This window comes from Burkholderia sp. Ax-1720 (assembly GCF_011753035.1).
Lineage (GTDB): Bacteria > Pseudomonadota > Gammaproteobacteria > Burkholderiales > Burkholderiaceae > Burkholderia > Burkholderia gladioli.
In genome coordinates this window covers 1-21,164 of sequence record NZ_VWWK01000085.1, presented here as the reverse complement: position 1 = coordinate 21,164, position 21,164 = coordinate 1, and the positions used below count along the sequence as shown (strand labels likewise).

At 70.7% G+C, this 21,164-nt stretch carries 19 protein-coding genes and 1 pseudogene; 8 read left to right on the top strand and 12 right to left on the bottom strand.

What is annotated here, in order from left to right:
• Positions 1-23 precede the first annotated feature (23 nt).
• Complete coding sequence (locus tag F3J18_RS22325; protein ID WP_166914258.1) at positions 24-1,391, top strand: MFS transporter; 1,368 nt, start codon at positions 24-26, stop codon at positions 1,389-1,391.
• Between the two features lie 135 nt (positions 1,392-1,526).
• Positions 1,527-2,318 carry an SDR family oxidoreductase gene (locus tag F3J18_RS22320; RefSeq protein ID WP_166914256.1) on the top strand — a complete coding sequence of 264 codons (792 nt, stop codon included), beginning with the start codon at positions 1,527-1,529 and terminating at the stop codon, positions 2,316-2,318.
• Between the two features lie 22 nt (positions 2,319-2,340).
• On the opposite strand, the gene F3J18_RS22315 is transcribed toward F3J18_RS22320, so the two are convergent.
• The 5 genes from F3J18_RS22315 to F3J18_RS22295 form a co-directional block, all read right to left on the bottom strand.
• The gene (locus F3J18_RS22315) at positions 2,341-2,973 is read right to left on the bottom strand and encodes a TetR family transcriptional regulator (protein WP_166914254.1); all 633 of its coding nucleotides are present in this window, start codon (positions 2,971-2,973) and stop codon (positions 2,341-2,343) included.
• Positions 2,970-3,935 carry a LysR family transcriptional regulator gene (locus F3J18_RS22310; RefSeq protein WP_166914252.1) on the bottom strand — a complete coding sequence of 322 codons (966 nt, stop codon included), beginning with the start codon at positions 3,933-3,935 and terminating at the stop codon, positions 2,970-2,972. Before F3J18_RS22310 ends, F3J18_RS22315 begins: the two co-directional genes overlap by 4 nt.
• A 50-nt stretch (positions 3,936-3,985) precedes the next feature.
• On the bottom strand, positions 3,986-4,756 hold the full coding sequence (locus F3J18_RS22305; protein ID WP_166914250.1) for a siderophore-interacting protein: 771 nt from the start codon (positions 4,754-4,756) through the stop codon (positions 3,986-3,988).
• A 19-nt stretch (positions 4,757-4,775) separates the two neighbouring features.
• Positions 4,776-5,960, bottom strand: a complete 1,185-nt coding sequence (locus F3J18_RS22300; RefSeq protein ID WP_166914249.1) for an arabinose transporter — start codon at positions 5,958-5,960, stop codon at positions 4,776-4,778.
• A 367-nt stretch (positions 5,961-6,327) separates the two neighbouring features.
• Positions 6,328-7,188 carry a helix-turn-helix transcriptional regulator gene (locus tag F3J18_RS22295; protein ID WP_025097185.1) on the bottom strand — a complete coding sequence of 287 codons (861 nt, stop codon included), beginning with the start codon at positions 7,186-7,188 and terminating at the stop codon, positions 6,328-6,330.
• Positions 7,189-7,386: 198 nt separating this feature from the next.
• On the opposite strand from F3J18_RS22295, the gene F3J18_RS22290 reads away from it, so the two are divergent.
• Positions 7,387-8,454 carry an SDR family oxidoreductase gene (locus tag F3J18_RS22290; protein WP_166914246.1) on the top strand — a complete coding sequence of 356 codons (1,068 nt, stop codon included), beginning with the start codon at positions 7,387-7,389 and terminating at the stop codon, positions 8,452-8,454.
• A 59-nt stretch (positions 8,455-8,513) separates the two neighbouring features.
• Here F3J18_RS22290 and F3J18_RS22285 read toward each other — a convergent pair whose 3' ends face one another.
• The 5 genes from F3J18_RS22285 to F3J18_RS22265 form a co-directional block, all read right to left on the bottom strand.
• Positions 8,514-9,653 carry a porin gene (locus F3J18_RS22285; RefSeq protein ID WP_166914245.1) on the bottom strand — a complete coding sequence of 380 codons (1,140 nt, stop codon included), beginning with the start codon at positions 9,651-9,653 and terminating at the stop codon, positions 8,514-8,516.
• 56 nt (positions 9,654-9,709) lie between these two features.
• Positions 9,710-10,639: a VOC family protein gene (locus F3J18_RS22280; RefSeq protein ID WP_166914243.1), complete on the bottom strand. Its 930-nt coding sequence runs from the start codon at positions 10,637-10,639 to the stop codon at positions 9,710-9,712.
• A 78-nt stretch (positions 10,640-10,717) separates the two neighbouring features.
• A complete protein-coding gene (locus F3J18_RS22275) occupies positions 10,718-11,566 on the bottom strand; it encodes a fumarylacetoacetate hydrolase family protein (RefSeq protein WP_166914241.1) in 849 nt (282 codons plus the stop codon).
• Positions 11,567-11,603: 37 nt separating this feature from the next.
• Entirely contained in the window at positions 11,604-12,953 is a 1,350-nt protein-coding gene (locus tag F3J18_RS22270) for an MFS transporter (protein WP_166914239.1), read from the bottom strand.
• 69 nt (positions 12,954-13,022) lie between these two features.
• A complete protein-coding gene (locus F3J18_RS22265) occupies positions 13,023-14,714 on the bottom strand; it encodes an FAD-dependent monooxygenase (protein WP_166914237.1) in 1,692 nt (563 codons plus the stop codon).
• Positions 14,715-14,814: 100 nt separating this feature from the next.
• Here F3J18_RS22265 and F3J18_RS22260 point away from each other — a divergent pair, with 100 nt between their 5' ends.
• Together F3J18_RS22260 and F3J18_RS22255 are read left to right on the top strand one after the other, a co-directional pair.
• Positions 14,815-15,732 carry a LysR family transcriptional regulator gene (locus F3J18_RS22260; protein ID WP_036055773.1) on the top strand — a complete coding sequence of 306 codons (918 nt, stop codon included), beginning with the start codon at positions 14,815-14,817 and terminating at the stop codon, positions 15,730-15,732.
• A 250-nt stretch (positions 15,733-15,982) separates the two neighbouring features.
• Positions 15,983-16,135, top strand: coding sequence for a DUF6726 family protein (locus F3J18_RS22255; protein WP_345791226.1), 153 nt, complete (start codon positions 15,983-15,985; stop codon positions 16,133-16,135).
• Between the two features lie 126 nt (positions 16,136-16,261).
• Here F3J18_RS22255 and F3J18_RS22250 read toward each other — a convergent pair whose 3' ends face one another.
• Complete coding sequence (locus F3J18_RS22250; RefSeq protein ID WP_166914235.1) at positions 16,262-17,077, bottom strand: alpha/beta hydrolase; 816 nt, start codon at positions 17,075-17,077, stop codon at positions 16,262-16,264.
• A gap of 113 nt (positions 17,078-17,190) precedes the next feature.
• Entirely contained in the window at positions 17,191-17,994 is an 804-nt protein-coding gene (locus F3J18_RS22245; protein ID WP_025097175.1) for a transporter substrate-binding domain-containing protein, read from the bottom strand.
• A gap of 412 nt (positions 17,995-18,406) precedes the next feature.
• Between F3J18_RS22245 and F3J18_RS22240 the strand changes: the two genes are divergently transcribed.
• The 3 genes and pseudogenes from F3J18_RS22240 to F3J18_RS22230 all read left to right on the top strand — a co-directional run.
• On the top strand, positions 18,407-18,898 hold the full coding sequence (locus tag F3J18_RS22240) for a DoxX family protein (RefSeq protein ID WP_046578248.1): 492 nt from the start codon (positions 18,407-18,409) through the stop codon (positions 18,896-18,898).
• A gap of 241 nt (positions 18,899-19,139) precedes the next feature.
• Positions 19,140-20,054, top strand: a complete 915-nt coding sequence (locus F3J18_RS22235; protein WP_166914233.1) for a hypothetical protein — start codon at positions 19,140-19,142, stop codon at positions 20,052-20,054.
• Positions 20,055-20,317: 263 nt separating this feature from the next.
• Positions 20,318-21,164: pseudogene (locus F3J18_RS22230) on the top strand (hypothetical protein); the annotation flags it as partial.

Sequence of the window (21,164 nt, the reverse complement as noted above, 5' to 3'; positions counted from 1 at the left end):
AACACATTCCGGAGACACCCGCCATGACTGCCGCCACGCCCGCCGCCGACCTGGGCGACACCCACCGGCTCGCGACCCGCAAGGCCATGACGCGCCTGCTGCCGCTGATGGGCCTGATCTACTTCCTGTCCTTCATCGATCGCACCAATGTCGCGCTGGCCAAGACGGCGCTGGCCGCCGACCTCGGCATCGGCGCGGCCACCTACGGGCTGGGCGCCGGCATCTTCTTCATCGGCTACGCGCTGCTGGAGGTGCCCAGCAACCTGGCCGCGCATCGCTACGGGCCGCGCCGCTGGATCTCGCGCATCGCGGTGAGCTGGGGCCTGCTGTCCACCGCCATGATGCTGGTGCGCGGCGACGCCTCGTTCTACCTGCTGCGCGTGCTGCTCGGCATCGCCGAGGCAGGGCTGTTCCCGGCGCTGATGTACATGGTGACGCTCTGGTTCGCGCCGCGCGACCGGGCGGTGGCGGTCGGCTGGATCTACGCCGCGCCCTCGATCGCGCTGATCATCGGCAGCCCGCTCGGCGCGGCGCTGATGCAGCTCGACGGCACCGCCGGGCTGCGCGGCTGGCAGTGGCTGTTCCTGCTCGAAGGCCTGCCCACCGTGCTGGTCGGCATCCTGCTGTACTTCAAGCTGCCGGATCGGCCCGCCGAGGTCGGCTGGCTGACGCCGGACCAGGCGCGCTCGCTTGAACGGCACGCGGTGGCCGAGGCGCACGGCCAGGGCGCGTTCGGCTCGGCGCACTGGATCGCCGCGCTCAAGCGCCCCACCACGGTGCTGATCGCCCTGATCTACTTCATGAACCAGGTGGCCTTCGTCGGCCTGTATTTCTTCATCCCCTCGATCGTGGCGCAGATGCACGTGAGCTCGCCGCTGCTGGTGGGCGTGCTGTCCAGCAGCGTGGGGATCGGCTTCCTGATCGGCGTGCTGTGGTTGCCGCGCCTGCATCGTCGCGTGCGCAACGATTGCGGCTTCCTCGGCGCGCTGACCGCCGGCGTGCTGGCGAGCGCCCTCGCCTTCGTCGCCACCCGCAGCCAGGCGCTGCAGGTGGTCCTGCTCGGCGTCACCGGCTTCTTCGCCGGCGGCATCCTGCCGTCCTACTGGGCGGTGGCTATGAAGCGCCTGCAGGGCATCCAGGCCGCCGCCGGGCTGGCCTTCATCAATACCGTCGGGCTGCTGGGCGGCTTCGTGGGCCCCTATCTGTTCGGGCTGGCGGAGAGCGTCACGGGCCGCAGCGATGCGGGCTTCAAGGTCGTGATCGCGGCCTCGGCGGTCGGCCTGTGCCTGGTGCCGCTGCTGGCCCGCGCGATCGATGCCGAATCGCGGCCGCGGGCGGCGGGCAGCGGCCTTGCGCTCGACGACGAGCAGCCGCAATACCCGGGGCGATGAAGCGCGCGCCGGCCATGCCGGCAGCTGGCATCGCGTCGATTCTCGACCTCGCTTCTCCCGTCGCGCAGCCGCCGGCCGCTCGCCGGCCGGAATGCGCGACGGCCCCCCCCTATCGCCCACACGGGCAAGGCAGTCATGAACACCTTCGAGCTTCTCAAACCCCGCCCCGGCCTGCGCGTGATCGTGTCCGGCGCGGCCTCGGGCATCGGCGCGGCGATCGCCGAGGCCTTCCTCCAGGTGGACGCGCGGGTCTGCATCTGCGACGTCGATCCCGCTGCGATCGAACAGGCCAGGGCGCGCCACCCCGGGCTGCACGCCACGCTGGCCGACGTCGGCGACCGCGCCCAGGTCGACCGGCTGTTCGACGAGGTGGCACGGCACTTCGGCGGCCTCGACCTGCTGGTCAACAACGCGGGCATCGCGGGGCCGACCGGCGGGATCGAGACCATCGCCCCCGAGGACTGGGAGCGCACCATCGCCACCAACCTCAACAGCCAGTACACCTTCCTGCGCCGCGCCGTGCCGCTGCTGAAGGCGAATCCGGACGGCGGCGGCATCATCGCCATGTCCTCGGTGGCGGGCCGTCTCGGCTACGCGTTCCGCACGCCCTACGCGGCCAGCAAATGGGCCATCGTCGGGTTGATGAAGTCGCTGGCGGTGGAACTGGGGCCGAGCGACATCCGCGTCAACGCGATCCTGCCCGGGGTGGTCGAGGGCGAGCGGATGGATCGCGTGATCGCCGCGCGCGCCCAATCCACCGGCACCAGCTTCGAGGCGATGAAGGAGCAATACCTGGGGAAGATCTCGCTGCACCGCATGGTGAGCATGGCGGATATCGCCGCGATGGCGCTGTTCCTCGCCTCGCCGGCCGGGCGCAACGTCTCGGGGCAAGCCATCGGCGTGGACGGCAACCTCGAATATCTCTGAAGCCGCGGCGCGGCATGCCCGTTCAGCGGCTCGCCAGCTCCCGCAGATAGGCGCAGAACATATCGGACATGGCCCTGGCATGGGCCTCGATCTCGGCCGCCGTGCGCGGGCGCTCGGAAAACTGCTTGCCGACCAGCCGCAAGGTGGCACCGATCATCTCCCCGGCCAATTGCAGCGTGGCCGGCGACGCGCCGGGCAGCACCTCCAGCATGAAGCGATCCAGGGTGCCGGCGCTCGAGGCCCGGGCCTCGCGCGCTTCCGGCGCGTCGCGATACAGCGGCGCGGCGTCGTTGAGCGCCACCCGCATGTCGGCTTCCTCGCATTCCGAGAGGATGAAGGCGTGCACCATCTTGTGCAGGCGCTCGGGCGGCGGATCGCGACGGTCCTCGAGGATCGCGCGCAGCATCGCGGTGGTGCGGCGCCATTCGTCGGATTGCAGGCGGAACAGGATCGCCGCCTTGTTCGGGAAATACTGGTAGACCGAGCCCACGCTGACCCCGGCCTTCTCGGCCACGCGCGCGGTGGTGAAGCGCGCCGCGCCTTCCCTGGCCAGCACCTGGGTGGCCGCCTCGAGGATGGCCGCGACGAGTTCCGTCGAGCGCGCCTGTTGCGGCTGCTTGCGCACCGCAAGACGGGGCGTGCGACGGGTGCTCATGAGGTGGCGGCGGCCAGGCCGGTTCGCGGGTCGACATGCGGCAGCGCCCCGCTCGGCGCGCCCTGGTCGAGCGCCTCGATCAGCACCTCGCGGAACCAGTCGACGAACACGCGCACGCGGTTGGGCATGCGCCGGCTCGGGTAGTAGACGATATGCACCGGCTTCGGCGGCGGCCGATGCGCGGGCAGGATCTCGCGCAGGGTGCCGGCGTCGAGGCAGGGCTGGAACGCCAGGCGATAGCCGAACGCGATACCGAGCCCGGCGACCGCGCAGGCCAGGTAGGCATTCGCATCGGCCGCGCTGGCGCGTTGCCGCAGCGCGCCCCGCACCACGATCTTCTCGCCCTCGTCCCATTCGCCCGGCGCGTGCATGCCGTTGCCGACGATCGGATGCGCACGCAACTGAGTCAGCTCGCGCGGCTCCGCGTGCCGGCGCAGATAGGCCGGCGCGGCGCAGAAGATCTCCGCGGCCTGCCCCACCGGGCGCGCCACCAGGCTGGTCTCGCGGATCGCGCCGACGCGCAGCGCGCAATCCACCCCGGCCTCCACCAGGTTGAGCTCGCCGTCGGCCGTCACGATCTCGACGTCGAGCGAGGGATAGGCCTCGAACAGCAGCGGCAAGGCGGGAATCAGCACATGCTGCGCGAACGGCGCGGGCAGCGCCACCCTCACGCGCCCTTCCGGCACGCCGGCCGCCAGCTCGGTGCTGCGATCGAGCCGGTCGAGCTGGTTCAGCAAGGCCACGCAGCCCTCGTAGTAGGCATAACCCTCCGGCGTCGGGCCGACGCTGCGCGTCGAGCGGCTCAGCAGCCGGAGCCGGGTGCGCTCCTCCAGGCGCCGCATCACCCTGGATACGGTCGGCGTGGTCAGCTGCATGGCCTCGGCGGCGCGGGTGAAGCTCAGCAGCTCGACGATCTTCACGAAGATCCGCATCTCCTCGACGCGATCGTTGACGATTCTCATGCTCATGTCCTCATGCAAGCGTGGCGGCCATGTCGCGACGGCCGCCCGTTTCAGTCGATGCGCTCGTGCGCGTCGGCCTGCCCCGCCACCCAGTATCCCGAGAACTTGAACCACTTGGCGGGATGGCCGCGGTCATCGACGAAATGACGGCGCAGGGCGCGCGCCACGCTCGCCTCGGCGGCCACCCACAGGAAGGTGTCGGCCTCGACCTCGATCTCCAGCGCCGCGGCCAGCAGCGCATCGGGCCGATGCGCCTCGGACAGCGGCCGGTAGGCCCAGCGCGCATCGAGCCGCGCGGCGCTCTCGAAGTGCTGCCGCTCGGCGGCGCCGGCCACGCTGACCAGGCTGGTGATGCGCGTGTCGGCGCCCGCCTCCTCGATGCGACGGCCGATCGCCGGCAGCGCCGTCTCGTCGCCGATCAGCAGCCAGCGACGCACCTCCGGCGAGATTACCGCCGAACCCTTGGGACCGCCGATGCTGAGCATGTCGCCGGGCCGCGCGGCACGTGCCCAGTTCGAGGCGGGGCCGGCGTCGTGCAGGGCGAAGTCGATCGCCAGCAGGCGCGCGTCGACGTCGAAGCGGCGCACGGTGTAGTCGCGCCGCGATTCGAGGCCGGCTGCGCTGGTGAAAGACAGCTTGACGCGATCGTCGGGGGCGAGGCTGCGGAAATCCGCCAGTTCCTCGCCGGTGAAGGTCACGCGCGCCATGTGCGGCGTCAGGCGCTCGACCTGCGCCACGCGCAGCGTGCGGATCTTCACGTCGTGACGGATCCGCTCGATCCGCGGCGCCTGCGCGCCGCCATGCAACCAGGAAAAATTCATCGCATTCTCCTTAAGCGGTTCATTGCGCCACGGCCACGCGCGCGCGGCGCAGGTACAGCGCGATCAGCAGCCCGGCCAGGGCCGCCAGGCCGCCGGTGAGGAATACGTGGCCGTAGCCGGCGCGATCGGCGAGCAGGCCCGCCACCGGCCCGGTCAGGCCGTAGGCGAGATCCTGGAACGCGGCGAAGGCGCCCATCGCGGTGCCGCGCAGGTGCGGCGCCACCAGGTGCACCACCTCGCGGCCCATCGCCGGAAACACCATCGAGCAGCCGAGCCCGGTGAGGAAGGCGCCCGCCAGGGCCAGGGCCGGGTCGTGCGCGCCCCAGATCAGGAACTGGCCGACCGTCTCCACCGCCAGCGAGCCGATCGCCACCGGCAGGCCGCCGATGCGGTCGGGCAGATGGCCGAAGCTCATGCGCACCAGCACGAAGCCCGCGCCAAAGGCGCTCAGGCCCAGGCCGGCGTAATGCCAGCCCTGCTGCAGGAAGTCGAGCGCGAAGAAGGCGCCGATCGCGGCGAAGCCGATCCCCTGCAGGCAGACCACCAGCCCATGCAGCCAGACCTGGCCCACCACGCTCAGGAAGCTCGGGCGCTCGGCATGCGGATGCGGCGCGACGCCCGCCATGCCGGCGATCGCCGCGAGCCCGAGCAGGGGCAGCACGGCGCTGATCGCCATGGTGCCGGCGAAGCCGACGCGATCGAACAGCAGCAGGCCGAGCGGGCCGCCCACCACGAACGCGCCGTAGAAGGCCGCGCCGACCACGGCCAGCACCTGGCCGGAGCGCGCCGGCCCCATCAGGCCCACGCCCCAGGTGATGATGCCGACGCCCACCAGGCTTTCGCCGACGCCCAGCAGCAGGCGCCCGGCGACCAGCGTCGCCAGCGCGGCCGGCGCCGCGCTCGACAGGCCGGCGAGCAGCGATACCGCCGCGCCCGCGGCGTACAGGAGCATGCCGCGAGCCACGGCCGTCTTCGCGCCGTGCCGGTCCGCCAGCTTGCCGGCGTAGCCGCGCGTGAAGATCGTGGTGAAGAACGCGACGCCCACGCCCAGGCCGGCCCAGACGTTGTCCAGGCCGAGCTGGTGCGTCACGAACACGGGGATGACCGGCAGCGGGATCGCCACGCAGAGATAGGAAACGAACAGGACCGCGGCGAGCAGGTAGAGCCGCGCTCGCGATGCATCGGCTTGCGAATGTGTCGACATGATGAGTTCTGCGAAGGAAATGAATGCGGATGGCGCGCATGAGGAGCGCGCGCCATGAATCGAATCTCGCCGTGCCGGCGCGCAACACCCGCGCGGACGGCTGGCGGGGACGGCCGGCGAAACCCTCGTTTCGCTTCCGGCCGGCCCCGAATGTGACGAATCCGTCGCACTCAAGAATACGATCGATCCTTCGCGTTTCCTACTCGCATCGCGGCGCGGCGTAACGGTGCATCGCGATCGGCCCGGCAGCCTTGCCGGCAAAGGGATCGAGGCAATGGGAGCGGCGCCGGGCGGCGCCGGTCGCGGCGAGCTTATTCACATTTTCCCGCGCCGATCGGGACGCCTGGGCGGGCTTCCGGTCGTCCTTTCAGGCGGTCTTTTTCGCCGACGGATCCGCGCTCGCCATCAAGGCCGCGATCCGCCGCGCCGTATCGGTCGACGGCGCCGGCGCATAGACCATGATCCGCATGCCCGGCGCGTCGGGTACCTCGAGCGAGAGCGCGTCGAGTTCCAGCCGCCCGGCTCGCGGATGCGCGATGCGCTTGCGCCAGTCGCTGCGTTCGAGCACCTCGTGCTCGGCCCACCAGAGGCGGAAGTCCGGGTCGCTGTCGATCAGTTCCTCGACCAGCTCGCGCAGGAACACGTCCTCGGCCGGCCGCAGGATGTAGTCGCCGCGAAACTGCGCGAGCACGCATTTCGCGTAGGCGTCCCAATCGAGAAACAGCGAACGCGCGCCGTCCTGCTGGAAGGTGAACCACAGCAGGTTGCGGCGCGGCGCCGGCATCGCGCCGAAGTCGCCGAACACGCGCCGCGCCGCCTCGTTCCAGCCCACGTAATTCCAGTTGCCGTCCACCACGTAGGCCGGCATCTCGCCGAGCTGGTCGAGCATGCGGCGCACCGTGCCCGTCACGTTCTGCACGATCGGATAGGGGCCGGGCGGCGTGTAGTGGCTGGCGAGCTCGAACAGGTGCCGGCGCTCGTGCGGCGGCAGCCTCAGCGCGTTCGCCAGGCTCTCGACGGTCTTGAACGAGACGTTGACCTCGCGGCCCTGCTCCAGCCAGGCATACCAGGTCACGCTGATGCCGGCCAGCTCGGCCACCTCCTCGCGCCGCAAGCCCGGCGTCTTGCGGCGGCTGCCGGCGGGTAGCCCCACATCCTCGGGCCGCAGCCGCGCGCGGCGCGTCCGCAGGAAATCGCCCAGTTCGTCCAGGCGTTGCTGCTTTTCCATTTCGCTTCTCCGGCAGCCAGCCTGTCACTGCCAATACCAGGAATGGCAGTTGCTGGATGCGCTGCTTGGTTCATGCCACATTCCGCGCTCGGCCGGGCCGGTGCCCCATCACCCGAGCGCAGCGCGCGATTATAGATGGCGCGCCGGAACGCGGCAGCGGCCGGCTCGATCAACCCTTCTCATCCGAGGCTTCATTCCATGGAAAAACGGGCACTCATCATTGGTGCGAGCGGCATCGTCGGCGGCAACCTGGCCGACCAGCTGCGTTCGAGCGGCTGGCAGGTGGCGGGCCTGTCGCGCGGGCGCACGGCCGTCTCGCCCGACATCGAGCCGATCGTGGCCGACCTCGGCGACGCGGCTTCGGTGCAGGCGGCGCTGGCGGGCCGCAGCTTCAGCCATGTGTTCTTCACGGCCTGGGCCCGCCAGGCCACCGAGAAGGAGAATATCCGCGTCAACGGCGCGATGGTGCGTCACGTGCTGGATGCCGTGGGGCCTTCGGGCAGCGTCGAGCATGCCGCGCTGGTGACGGGCCTGAAGCACTATCTCGGCCCCTTCGAGGCCTATGCGACGGGCGCCGTGCCGCTCACGCCGTTTCGCGAGGAACAGGGCCGGCAGCCCGTGGACAACTTCTACTACGAGCAGGAAGACCGGCTGTTCGAGGCCGCGCGGCGCCATGGATTCAGCTGGAGCGTGCATCGCCCGCACACCATCATCGGCCACGCGATCGGCAATGCGATGAACATGGGCGTGACGCTGGCCGTCTATGCCACGCTGTGCCGGGAGACCGGCCAGCCCTTCCGGTTCCCCGGTTCCGAGGCGCAATGGAACGGCCTGACCGACATGACCGACGCGCGGCTGCTGGCCCGCCACCTGGAATGGGCGGCCGATTCCGACAACGCGCGTGACGAGGCCTTCAACGTCGTCAATGGCGACGTGTTCCGCTGGAAATGGATGTGGTCGCAACTGGCCGGCTATTTCGGCATCGAGGCGGTGCCCTTCGACGGGCAACCGCGTCCGCTGGAGGCGCGCATGGGCGATGCCGGAGCGGCGTGGAGCGAGATCGCCGCCCGCTTCCAGTTGCGCGAGCCGGAGCTCGGCAAGCTGGCCTCGTGGTGGCATACCGATGCCGATCTCGGCCGCCCGATGGAAGTGCTGACCGACATGAGCAAGAGCCGCAAGGCGGGCTTCCTCGATTACCAGAGCACGCCCGATGCGTTCTTCGCGCTGTTCGAGCGGCTCAGGCAGGAGCGGGTGATTCCGCGGTGAACGGTGAAGGCGGCGCGCCGGGCAACCGCCGGCCGAGCCGCCGACGCCTAGGTTCCGGCTCAGAACGAATGCCGAATTCCCGCCATGATGCCGAGCTGGCCGACGCCGGCATTGGGCGTGCTGCCGGGCCCGCCCTGGCTCAGCGTGTAGCGCGCCCTCGCGCTGTTGAACACGTAGCCGCTTTGCAGGTACACGCTGCTGCGCTTGGACAGCAGGTAGGTGCCGCGCAGCGCGGCCAGCGTGGCACGCGTGTCCTGGGCCGTGTCGATGGTGCGATAGGCGCCGCCGTCGAGGATCACCGTCGGCGTCACGAACCAGGTTCCGCTCAGGTAGAAGATGTCGGTATGCACGCCCTGCAGCCCCGGCGTGCCGACCATCACGCGCCGCCCCAGCCAGCCGCCGCCGAGCTTCACCGGCCCGAGCTTGAGATAGCCGTTCAACTGGGTGCGCGCATCCTTGTCGCCGCTATGGGTGAGCGGGATCGCGGCGCTGCCGTTGAACAGGTTGGCAGCCGCGCCGGGGCCGCCGCGCTGCTCGTCGTAGGCCGCCGCCACCCCGAAGCTGCCGGCGTCGTACCGCAGGAGTACTGACCATTGACGGCACGCGTTGAAATCCCCCGGGATCGATCCCGCGCAGGTGCCCTGCCCCGGCGAGTTGCCGGTGCCGGCCGAATCGCGCCCGAACGAATAGGTCGCGCCCAGCGTCACGCCGCCGAAGCTGCCCTTGTAGGCGATGGTGTTGTCGCTGCGCGCGTTGGGGATGTACGAATCGATCGAGCCGACGCCGCCGTAGATGTCGGGCCCCAGCGCGTCGGCATCGACGATCGCCCAGAACGACATGGTGTATTGCCGCCCGAAGCTGAGCGTGCCGTAGCGATTCGCCAGGCCGACCCAGGCCTGCCGGCCGAACAGGCGGCCGCCCTGGTTGAGGTCGCCGCCGCGCAGGTTGAAGCCGTCCTCGAGCACGAAGCTCGCCGAATAACCTCCGCCCAGGTCCTCGGTGCCGCGCAGGCCCCAGCGCGAGGGCACCGAGCCGGTGATGCCGGGCATCCGCACCAGGCTCTTGCCGCTCGGCCCGGCATGCGTGACGAACTCCAGGCCCGTATCGAGTATGCCGTACAGCGTCACGCTGCCTTGCGCGCAGGCGCTCCCGCAGCCCAGCGCGAGCGCGCCGGCCGCCATCATCCTTGTGCACTTCATGTCTCCGTCCATTCATGTGGTTTTTTTGGGTCCCGCGCGAACAGCGATGATGAGCGTCACACCTCGCTGTTTCGAGTGAAGTTCTCGGGGACTGCCGGCCCCCACATATAGAGCGAATCCTCCGGGTCGAAATCGCCGGCGGGCCACGCCTGTCCCGCCGAGACATAGTCGATGTCGGCCGAGTACTCGCAGAACGAGCCCCAGGGATCCTCGACGTAGTGGAAATAGTTCGAGCCGAGCACGTGCCGCCCGGTGCCCCAGCCGCGCGTGTAGCCGGCCGCCGCCATTTGCGCCGCGCCCTCGCCCACGCGGTTGACGTCCTCGACGTCCCAGGCGGCGTGATGCCAGCCGCGCGCGCTGCTCTTGGCGAATGCCAGCAGGTGGTGGTCGCTGCCGTGCGGGGCATGCGTGAAGGCGATCAGGTCGAGCGAGCGGTCGGACAGGCGCAGGCCCAGCGCGCGCCCGTGGAAATCCAGCGCGCGCGACACGTCGGGCGAGAACAGCAGCACGTGCGAGAGGCGCCCCGGGCGCACCTGCCGGACCTCGGCGTGCGTGCAGTTGCCGCGCCGGTCGGCCGGCGTGCCCGGTACCGAGTGAGGGACCTTCGACGCGGGGCTGGTCTTGGGGCCGGGCTTCACCTCGACCAGGTTGCCGTCGGGATCGTGGAACCAGAATCCCGGCCCCTCGCCCGTCGTCAGCCTGCCTCCCGCCGCCCGCGTCTGCGCCAGCAGCGCGTCGAGGTCGGCTTCGTAGCAGTTGAAGCTCAGGTAGGCCAGCGACTTGCGCGCGGCGGGCAGCACGCGCGCCCAACGCCAGCCGTCGCCGGCGCGCAGTTCGAGTTCCTCGCCCCGCGCGCCGGCGCGGCGCACGTCCAGGCCAAAGCGGGTGTAGAAACGCTCGGCCTCGTCGATCGATGGCACGTTCAAGGCGAAGTGATCGATCGAATGCACGCCGGCTTGGGCCGACGGCGCTACCGGTTCGCTCATGATGTCTCCTGTCCTGGTTCGATGCATCGGGTTCGATGCTCTGGTTCGATGCCGGTGTCGATGTCCCCGTTCTCGCCCTCAGCGGGCCGCTTCGTCCGCGATCGGATTGCGCAGGGTGCCCATGCTCTCGACGCTGACCTCGCAGACGTCGCCGGCCTTCATCAGCAGCCGTGGCGTGCGCGCCCAGCCGATCCCCGAAGGCGTGCCCGAGACGATCACGTCGCCGGGCTCCAGGGTGATCGCCTCGCTGATGATGCTGATCAGCGTGGCGACGTCGAACACCAGGTCGTCGGTGCTGGCCGACTGCACCAGCTCGCCGTTCAGCCGCGTTTCCAGCCGCAGCCCCTTGATGCCGGGCGGCAGTTCGTCGGGCGTGATCAGTTCCGGGCCGAAGGCGCCGGTGGCGTCGAAGTTCTTGCCGACGGTCCATTGGGGCGTCTTGAACTGGTACTCGCGCACCGAGCCGTCGTTGAACAGCGCGTAACCCGCCACGCAATCGAGGGCCCGCTCCCTGGCGATATGGCGCCCGCCCCGGCCCAGCACTACGGCGATCTCGCCCTCGAAATCGAGGCCCTCGGAATCGCTCACGGCCGGGCGGATCATCGGCTGCCCGTGCGCCACCAGGCTGGTATCGACGCGCAGGAACAGCGTCGGATAGGCCGGCTGCTCGTAGTTGCTCTCCCTGGTGTGGTCGGCGAAGTTGAGGCCGACGCAGAGGATCTTCGGTGGATGCCGCAGCGGCGGCAGCCAGTGCAGGCCGTCCACCGGCAGCCGGCGCCCATCGTCCTGGGCGCTGGCCCACTCGGCCAGGTCGACGCCGCGCGCCAGCAGCGCCTCAAGCGTCTCGTGGCCGAGCACGCGCACCGCGTCGCCATCGCGCACGCCGAGCGTGGCACGTCCATCCATCATGAAATTCACCAAGCGCATATCCACATCCTCGTTGCAAAGAGATTGAAAAGTTCCGTCATGCCCGCCCCGCGCCGTCCGGGCCACCTGCCCGGTAGAGCCAGCCGGTGGCGAACATGGCGAGGCCGGCCACCACCACCGGCGCGGCGAACACCGCGAAGGCCGCCGTCGGCGCAGGGAGCTCGACCAGCAGCAGGCCGCCCGTCATCGAGCCGATGATCGAGCCGATGCGGCCCACGCCGAGCGCCCAGCTCACGCCGGTGGCGCGCGCCGCGGTGGCGTAGAAGCCGGCCACCAGCACGTTCGCGCCGGTCTGCGCGCCGGACAGCCCGAAGCCGGCCATGAACACCGTCAGGTAGACCAGCGCGGGATGGCCGATCGCGCCGCCGATCAGGGCGACCGCCACGGCGGCGATCGCATACGAGCCGCTCAGCACGAAGAAGGGGTTCATGCGGTCCATCAGGCGCGCGTTGACGAGCGAGCCGAGGGTGCCGCCCAGCGGCAGCATGGCGCCGACGCGAGCCGCGTGCGAGGCGCTGATGCCCGCGCCGGTGATCACCGTGGGCAGCCAGCTGCTGACCTGGTAATAGACCCACAAGGTGCAGAAGAAGGCCAGCCAGAGCAGCCAGGTGCCGGTTCGATAGCGCGGCGAGAACAGCAGGCCGATCGCGTTTCCGGCACGGCTGTCGGCCTGCTCGCCTTCGGGCACCAGCCGTTCGATCGGCGTGTTCGCATCGCCGCTCAGGCGCGCGATCACGCGGCGCGCCTCCGCTTCGTGGCGCGGCTTGCCCGCCATGAAGCGCAGCGATTCGGGCAGCCAGATCCAGATCACCGGCACCAGCAGCAGCGGGAACAGGCCGCCGAACACGAACACGCCCTGCCAGCCGAAGCTCGGCAGCAGCAGCGAGGCGACCAGGCCGCCGCCCGCGAGGCCAAGCGTGAAGCCACAGAACATCAGCGTGACGCGCATTGCGCGGCCCTTCGCCGGGCTGAATTCCGAGGAGAGCGTGATCGCGTTGGGCATCGCCCCGCCGAGCCCCGCGCCGGTCAGGAAGCGCAGCGCGACCAGCCAGCCCGCGCCGGGCGCGAAGGCGCAGGCCAGGCTGCCCAGGCCGAACAGCAGGAGCGAGATCGCGATCACGCGCTTGCGGCCGACGCGGTCGGCCAGCGGCCCGAACAGGAAGCTGCCCACCGTGAGGCCGAACAGCCCCGCGCCGAAGATCGGGCCGAGCTGGGCGGGCGTCAGCGCCCAGGCCGATTTCAGCAGCGGCGCGACGTAGCCGACCGAGGCGACGTCGAAGCCGTCGGCCGCCACCACGAGGAAGCACAGCACGAGCGTGAGCAGGGGCAGCGAGGAAGCCTTCGCGGCCTCGACGGCGCCCGGCGGTGATACGGATTGCGCTTGCATGGTCTTGTCTCCTGCTTGTCGGGGTTCGTCGTTTCCGTCGAGCGGCCGCGAACCTTTGGTTAAGACTGCTCACTGCATGGCGTGGGCCGCCTCCTGCCGCCGCGCATGGCCGACGCTGCGCCAGGCCGCCGCCTCGAAACCACCATCTAGCGCGCGGCCGCGCCAGGCCACGTGCTGGTCGGGGCGGATCAACACATAGCGGGCCTGGTAGGCCTGCGCGAGCTCCGCTTCGTCGTCGAGCCGCAGCACCGCGAGTTGCGGCAGCGCGCGCGCGGCCCGCTGCACCGCCTGCGAATCGAAGGCCGCGCCCTCGGCGCCGGTGCAGAGCAGGGTGAAGCCCGGGCCGAGGCGGTCGTAGAGCGAGGCGCCGTCGGCCAGCCAGACGTGCGGCGCGCGATGCCCGGCGCGCGCGCTCGGCAGGTAGAGATTGGCCGCGTCGGGCGGCGCCGCGCCCGGCTCGGCCTCGACCAGCGGCGAAGCCTCGTAGCGCGTGCCCAGGTGCACGCCCGGAATCACGAATTCGGCCCTGGCATGGAACGCGAGGTACTCGCCGATCGCGGCGCGCGCGGCCTCGCCGGCGGCGCTCGCTTCATAGGCGGCCGCGGGCAGGCTCACATGGCCGATGCCGTCGGCGAAACCGCGCGCGAAGGCGGTGTTGCGCAGCGCGGCCGGGCGCCGTTCCGCCTCGTAGCTCGCGCCGAGCGCCTCGCCGGCCAGGCCCTTGACCATCGCCTCGAGCTTCCAGGCGAGGTTGGCGGCATCGTCGATGCCGGTGTTGTAGCCCAGGCCGCCGGTCGGCGTGAACAGGTGCGCCGCGTCGCCGGCCAGGAAGATCCGCCGCTCGGAGAAACGCTCGGCCACCAGCGCGAAGCCCGCCGTCCAGGTCGAGCGGCTCTTGAGCTCGAAGGGCACCTCGGCCCCGATCGCCTCGGCGATGCGGGCACGCACGTCCTGCGCATCGGCCGCCTCGCCGTCGCGCAGTTGCACGTTCATGATGAAATCCCCGGCGCCGTCGACGGCGATCACCAGCGCGCGCTGCCGCGGGCCGAAGGTCCAGTACTGCCAGGCCGGCGGGCGGCGGCTCGCGCGATAGAGTTCCGGCGCATGGAAGTACACGGCATCCATCTGCCCGCCCATGAATTCGCGCCGCTCGCCGGCCATGCCCTCGAAGCGGATGCCGAGCGACTTGCGCACGAAGCTGCGCGGGCCGTCGCAACCGATCAGGTAGCGCGCGCTCACGGTGCGCGCGGCGGCCTCGCGGCCTTCCACGGCGTCGAGCTCGACCGTCGCCAGCACGCGATCCTCGTGCTGTTCGAAGCCGACCACGCGCGAGGAGAAATGCACGCGGCAAGCGGCATGGCTGCGCGCCGCCTCGAGCAGCACCGGCTCGACGTAGAGCTGCGAGCAGCGATGCGGCGGCTCCGGCGTCGGCCAGGTGAAGGCGTGTCCCCTGGCCCATTCGACCGCCTCGCGCGAGGTGGGCTGAGGCAGCCGCGCCAGTTCGTGCCCGGCGATCGAGGTGAAGTAGGCGATGTCGGGCGCGTAGTCGGCGGGCAGGCCCAGCGAGCGCACCCGCGAGGCGATGCCGATGCGCCGGAAGTGCTCCATGGTCCTAGCGCTATTGGCATTCGCGGCGGGATGGCGGCTGGTGCCGTCCTTGGCGTCGAACAGCTCGACGCTCACGCCCCGCTGCCCCAGTTCGGCGGCGAGGAACAGCCCCACCGGGCCGCCGCCGACGATGATCACATCGCAATCCAGCACTTCCGTCTCCTGTTTTTTCGAAGCCGGATGCAAAATTAATCTCCTGGCCTCTATAAATCCATACAATGAATTTCATATCCAGAATGAATCGGATGCATACATGAACACGCCCGACCTGAACTTCCTGTACGTGCTGCAGGCGCTTGCCGAGGAGCGCAGCGTGTCGCGCGCCGCCGACCGCCTCGGCCTGACCCAGCCCGCCGTCAGCCATGCGCTGGGCAAGCTGCGGGTGCTGTTCCAGGACGACCTGTTCGTGCGGGCGGGCCCGGTGATGGCGCCCACCGCCGTGGGCGAGCGGCTGCTGAAGGGGGTCGAGCACGTGCTGGCGGTGGTGCAGGAGGAAATATGGAGTGCCAAGGCTTTCGACGCGGCCACCACCACCCGCAGCTTTTCGGTCTGCTTGAGCGACATGGGCGTGATCGTGCTGCTGCCGCGCCTGCTCGCGGCCTTCCACGAGCGCGCGCCGGGCGCCGTGCTCAAGCCGATCCAGCTGCCTTCGCCGGAGCTGGCGGGGGCGCTGCAGGACGGCGCGCTGGACCTGGCGATCGGCTATCTCGGCAGGCTGGGCGACAACCTGCACCAGCAGCCGCTGTTCCGGCGCTCGCTGGTGGGGATCGTCAAGGGCGGCACGACGCGCCGCAAGCGAGGCATGACGCTGGCGGAATTCGTCGAGCGCAAGCACGTGGTGGCCGGCACGCTGGCGCTCACCAACCAGTTGCTGGAGAAGGAGCTGCGCCGCCACGGCGCGCGCCTGAAGGTGGGCGTGGACGTGCCCTACCTGCTGGCGGTGCCCAGCCTGGTGGCGAATTCGGACTACATCGCGGCGATTCCCGACGAACTGGCGGCCCTGTTCGCGCGGCTGGCCCATGTGGACGTGTTCCCGCTGCCGATCGAGCTGCCGGACCTGACCGTGCAGCAGTTCTGGCACGCGCGCCACCACAACGACGCCGGGCATCGCTGGTTCCGCCGGCTGGTGGCGCAGACGCTGGCGCAGGACGACGCGGCGCCGGCGCGGTGAACCATCGGCGTCACGGATGGCAACATCCGCGCATGATCGAACACGGATTCGCCACAATTTCGACACAGACCGACCGCCGAGCCCTGCCTAGACTTCCTCCCTGCCGGCTCGCCAGCACGAGCCGACCGCCCTGCCCGGCATGCCCGGCGATCGGGGCGCCATCCAGCCAGGGAGCCTCATGGAACAAGCAGACGAAGGGAAGCATCGCGGCGCCGCGTGGCGGGCGTGGCATACGAGAGCGACGGGATGGATCGGATGCGGCGCGCTGTGTCTCGCGCTGGGCGGCTGCGGGCTGGCCGCGGCACCCTGCCGGGTCGCCTCGGCGGGACTGAAGGCCGTGCCGCTGGTCGGCCACCTGGCCGCCTTGCCGACCGATGCCTGCGCGGGCGTGGTCGATCCCTGATCGCCCGATCGCCCGGTCGCAGCAAGCGGCCGGGCGGCCGGACGGCCGAGCGGCATCAGCTCGCGCCGCCTCGCATCGACGAACACGGCTTCGGCTCGGCGACGGCCATCGTTCGACCACCGCGCATCAAGCCGCCCCCATCCAGCGCAGCACCTGCTGCCAGCGCGGCGCCGTCATGGCCTCGAACCAGTCGTCGTGATTCGCCTCGGGCAGCAGCATCAGCCGGCTGCCCGGATGCAGGCTCGCCAGCCGCTCGGCATGCGCCACCGGGATCAGCGTGTCGCGCACCGAGCCGATCACCACCAGCGGCCCGCGATAGGCCGACAGCGCCGCGATCGAGTCGAAACCATCGTGCAGCATCCAGCGCACCGGGAACATCGGGTACTTCTCCCCCGCCACCGAGGCGAGCGTGTCCCAGGGCGTGATCAGCGCCACGCCGGCCAGCGCATCCTCGCTGCCCTGCACCACGCGCGCCGCCATGCCCGCGCCGAGCGATTCGCCCACCAGCCAGACCGCGCCCGGCCAGCGCGCCAGCGTGGCCGCCAGCGTCTCGCGCGAGGCTCCGAGCGCGGCGCGCATGGTGCGCGCGCCGGCGCGCCGGCCATGGCCCGGGTACTCGGCGATCACCACGCGATAGCCGGCACGCACGAAGATCTCGGCCAGCGGCAGCTTGGTTTCGGCCGATTCCTCGTTGCCGTGATAGACGATCACGCTACCGCGCGGCGCGGCGCGCTCGGGCGTGACGAGGTAGCCGGCGTATTGCCCATCGACCTGCCAGGGCTCGACGCGCTCGCCCGGATGCGAAACGCTGGTGGGATCGACCGCGGGCGGCGTGGCCGGCAGCAGCATGCGGTCCTGCAGCAGGTAGAGCGCCGCCGCCGCGGCCAGGTAGGCCGCGGCGGCAATCGCCAGACAAGAAACCAGAATCCGCTTGATCGACATCGCGCGTCAGGAGAATGGGGACGCGCCAGTATAAGGAGTCGATCGAGTTCGTGACGGCACGGGCCGAACGAAGGTCGCCGCGCTTCCGGCAGCGGGACGACGCTTCGTGCCGATCAGTTCGCCGCCGGCACCGAGGTATCGACGCCGAACCACTGCATCGAGATCTTCCTGAGCGTGCCGTCCTGCTTCATGGCGCTGATGGCGTCGTCGAGCGCCTTGGCGAACTTCGGGTTGCCCTTGCGGAACGGAATGCCCATCTCCTGGCCGCCGCCGGGCACCACGGCGCCGGCGCGCAAGGGCAGCTGGGTGGTCTTGAGCAGGTACGGGATCATCAGGCGGTCGTCGAGCGTGGCGTCGATGCGGCGGTTGACCAGGTCGCTCAGCTTCTCCGGCGCGCCGGGATAGGTCTGCGCGTTGATGCCGGGCACCGCGCGTGCCATCGCGTCGTAGTTGGTGCCGAGCGTCACGCCGAGCTTCTTGTCGCCCTTGAATTCCTGCAGGCTGCCGAACCGCCGGTCGTCATTGGCGCGCTGGATCAGCTGGGCCGCCGAATAGACATAGGGCTGGCTGAAGTCGAGCGCCTGCTTGCGCGGCGGGGTGATGGTCACCTCGTTGACGATCACGTCGTATTTGCCGGCCTGCAGGCCGGCGAGGATGCCGCTCCATTCGGTGGCGATGAACTCGGGCTTCACGCCCAGGCGGGCCGCCACCGCCTTGGCGACGTCGACGTCGAAACCGACCAGGTTGCCGCTGGCGTCGCGCGAATCGAACGGGGGATAGGTGCCTTCCATGGCGATCTTGAGCACCCCCGCCTGCTTGACCGTGTCGAGCAGGTCGGCGGCCTGGGCCGCGCCGGCCGCCACGCCGAACCATGCCGCGATGCACGCGAGCTTGAACATCGGCTTCGAAACCTTCATTGCTTGTCTCCCTGACGAAAGGCGGAATGTCTTTGAACAGGCCCGGCATGCATCGAGCAGAACATGCTTTCGCGCTCGACATGCCCCAGCCAGGGGCCAGCTTAATCGGACCAATATAGAAAGTATTTCCAAATAAACCCGGGAACGGGCCGGATCGGAGAAGCCGATTCCATCGCGGACAACGTGGCTCGCAAAGCAGCCGCGATTGCCGTCGCGCGGTACGAGGCGGGGCGCGTTCAAATTCCCGGATGCTGCGTCCAGACCCGTCGCCTTCCTGGCGCCTCGAATCGACATTAGCCTGTCGTCTTTGTCCTGAATGCCGAGGTCCGCTCCACGGACCTCGGTCCACCGTGCCCGGATGCGGGCGGATCATGCTCGAATCGTCCGCATCACCTGACAAGGGAACCCATCCATGAGCCGCGATCCGCACGGCCGAAAACGCCTGCCCTGGGGCCGCAGCGATCCCGCCTGGGTCGATGCGATCCTCGACTGGCCACATACCTGGCTGATCGCCCGCCTCGCGCTGACCGGCCCCTACCTGGTCGGCGCCTGCATGAAGCTGTCCGACCTCGGGCAGGCGGCGCGCGAGATGCAGCACTTCGGCCTGCATCCGGCCCTGCCCTGGGCGCTCGCGATCATCGTGGTCGAGATCGCCGGGCCGCTGATGATCATCGCCGGCCGCTTCGTCTGGTTCGGCGCCGGCCTGCTGGCCGTGTTCACCGCGATCGCCAACCTGCTCGCCAATCCGTTCTGGACGCTGGCGGGCGAGGCCCGCTTCGCCGCCACCAACGGCTTCTTCGAGCACATCGGGCTGGTGGGCGGCTTCATCCTCGCCGCGCTGGCGGCCGAGCACGAACAGCGTCGCGCGCGCGAGTCAGGATCGTTGCGCGGACAACTACGTTGAATGTCGGCTGGACGGTCTCGCTGACGCGCGCGGGCCTCGCGAGCGGGGCGCGGCGCTTCGCACGCCGCCCCAGGCCGGCACGGCCGGCCGCGTGAGCCGGCCGATCCGCCCGGCATCGCCGCCTCATACCTTGGTATGCGCAAGGCACCCGGGGCGCGGCATCCTTACCAGTTCGTAGAATGGCCCGGGCCGCTCGATCTTCTTACGCTTGTCGCACCGTGAACCCGCAAGGAATCCAGCGATGACGACGATCGATCTGCCCCGCCTGATGCTCCAGCTCTGGTCGATGGAGCTGCCCGCCAACGAAGCCGCCTTACGCCATCCCGCCGCGCTGTGGGTACCGCTGGCCGGGCTGCTGCGTGCCGCGGCCGTCGCCGCGCTGGCCTGGAGCGTGCGCCGGCGCCCGCCGCACGGCAGCCGGCTCGCGCAGCAACTGATGCTCACCCTGCTGCTGAACGGCGCGTATCTCGGCCTCGCCTGCGTGCCGGCCGGCATGGCGCTGCCGGCCGCGCTGAAATCGCCGGCGCTCGCCACCCAGCCGCTGGCGATGCTGTTGCTGCTGATCGCCTTCGCGTTCCAGGGCGAGTGCCCGCCGGCACGCCGTTATGCCGGCGCGGCGATCGCCACGATCGGCATCGGCTGCTCGCTGGCGGCGGCCTCGGGCGGCGGCGCGGCCATGCAGTGCCGCATGATCGGCATCGTCGCCGCGCTCGGCGCGATCACCGGGCTGCTGGCCGGCGCCTGGTACCGGCATGGCCTGCCGAGCCCGCGCTCGCTGCCTTCGGCGGGATTCCTGCAGCGCATCGGCGGCCTGCTGGCCGCGCTGGCCTCGATGCTCGGCATCCTGCAATATCGCGGCTACAGCGAGACGCTGATGCACACCGCGCTGTCCTGGTCGGCCGCCGGCCTGGCGCTGGCGGTCCTGGCCGCGCTGGCCCGGGCCGCCCGGCGCCACGATCCGGCGGCCCCGCTGGCACTGTTGCTGGCGCTGCTCGCGTTGTTGCCGGCCACCGCCTGGGCACTGGCCGCCGATCGCCTCGACGTCTCGCGGTTCGCCGCCTTCGCGCTGGCCCTGGCCGGCACCGCGCTGCAGGTGCCGACCCGCCGGCCCGCCAATGCCTACCTGGCCGACGCGCAGCGCTTCGGCATGGGCTGAGTGCCGCGAGCACTTCGGCCGGCACGCGCGAAAACCGGCACGGCATGCCGCACGAGCGGCCGGCCAGGCCCTCCCGGGCACGCGGCTCCACCCCGTGCAATTCCTTGTACGCAGCGTCTCAGCGCGAATCCTTGCCTTGGCCGGCCAACCCGCTAAGCTCCGAGCTTTCCGCTTCGGCCCCGCAGCGCCTGCGTCGTCGTCCGGCCGAGCCCGGCCACCACGCGGCGCCATGGCCGGCCGCCCCCGGGACTCTTTCGCACACCATGCCAATCGCATCTCCCGAGCCGAGCGCATCGGACCTGCCCGCGCTGATCACCCTGCCTTCCGGCAGCAGCGCGCTGTATCGATCCGCGGCTTCGGGAGCCGGCCATCTGCTGCGCGTCGCGCTGCGGGACGGCGAGCACGAGCAGCGTGTGCTGCGCGCGGAATTCGAATTGCGCGGCGATCTCGATCCGGCCTGGGCCGCGGTGCCGATCGAGCAGATCCGCGTGGGCTCACGCGCGGCGCTGCTGCTGAGCGACCCCGGCGGCCGCCCCTTGTCCACCTTCATGCGGCAGCCGGGCGGCATCGGCGAGTTCCTGCGCCTGGCCGCCTCGGCCGGCCGCGCGCTGGCCGCGCTGCATGCACGCGGGCGTTCGCACGGCGGCCTGACGCCGGACAGCCTGCTGGTGGCCGACGATCTCGGCCACGCCGCGCTGTGCGAGTTCGGCAGCACGGCGGGCCGCGAAGCCGGGCTCGCGCTGTCGCACGATCGCCTGCCCTACGCGGCGCCCGAGCGGCTCGCCGGACTCGACGCGCTCGCCGGCCCGCGCGCCGATCTCTATTCGCTGGGCTGCATCCTGCGCGAGCTGCTGCTCGGGCAGCCGCTGTTCGCGGCCGACGACGCGCTGGGCTGGTCCCACGCGCATCTGGCCAAGCCGGTGGCGCCGGTGCGCCGGCAACGGCCCGAACTGCCCGAATGCGTCGACGAGATCCTGCTGCGGCTGCTGGCGAAGAACGCCGCCGAGCGCTACCCGTCGGCCGCCGAACTGCTCGACGATATCGCCGCCTGCACCGCGGACGCGGCGGCCGGCCGGCTCGGCTCGCTGCGCGATCGCGGGCAGGCCGGGA